Below are 603 nucleotides of genomic sequence, written 5' to 3' on the forward strand. Positions count from 1 at the left end.
CGACTTCAACAACATGCTCACGGTGGTCATCGGCAATCTGGTGGCGCTCAAGGAAAATCACCCCGACGACCCCCTTACCGAGAATTTCGTCGAACCGGCCATGCACGCCGCCAACCGGGGGGCCGAGCTGATCCGCCGCCTGCTGGGTTTTGCCCGGCGCCAGCCCCTGGAGCCGAAGCCGGTGGAGGTCAATGAACTGATCCTGGGCATGTCCAAGCTCATCCGCCGTTCCCTGCCCAGCACCATCGCCGTCAGCACGGCCAGCCGCGAGCCCTGCCTGGTGGCCATGGTGGATGCCCACCAGCTCGAGAACGCCCTGCTCAATCTCGCCCTCAACGCCCGCGACGCCATGCCCAACGGTGGCGAGCTGCGCATCGAATCCTCCCTCGAACACCTCAACATCCACGCGGCGGCCGATCTTGAAGTCCCCCCGGGCGACTACGTCCAGATTGCCGTCACCGACAACGGCATGGGCATGGACGGCAGCACTCTGGCGCGGGTCTTCGAGCCCTTCTTCACCACCAAGCAGTTCGGCATGGGCAGCGGCCTTGGGATGTCCATGGTGTATGGCTTCACCAAGCAATCGGGGGGGGGCGTGCGCAT

1 protein-coding gene is annotated in these 603 nt (G+C 65.0%); it reads left to right on the top strand.

Features of this window, described 5'->3' with window-relative positions; all coding sequences use genetic code 11:
- A partial coding sequence (locus tag JNK74_29495) for a hybrid sensor histidine kinase/response regulator (GenBank protein ID MBL7650309.1) occupies positions 1 to 603 on the top strand: 603 nt, incomplete at both ends.

The organism is Candidatus Hydrogenedentota bacterium, from assembly GCA_016791475.1.
Classification (GTDB): Bacteria; Hydrogenedentota; Hydrogenedentia; order Hydrogenedentales; family JAEUWI01; genus JAEUWI01.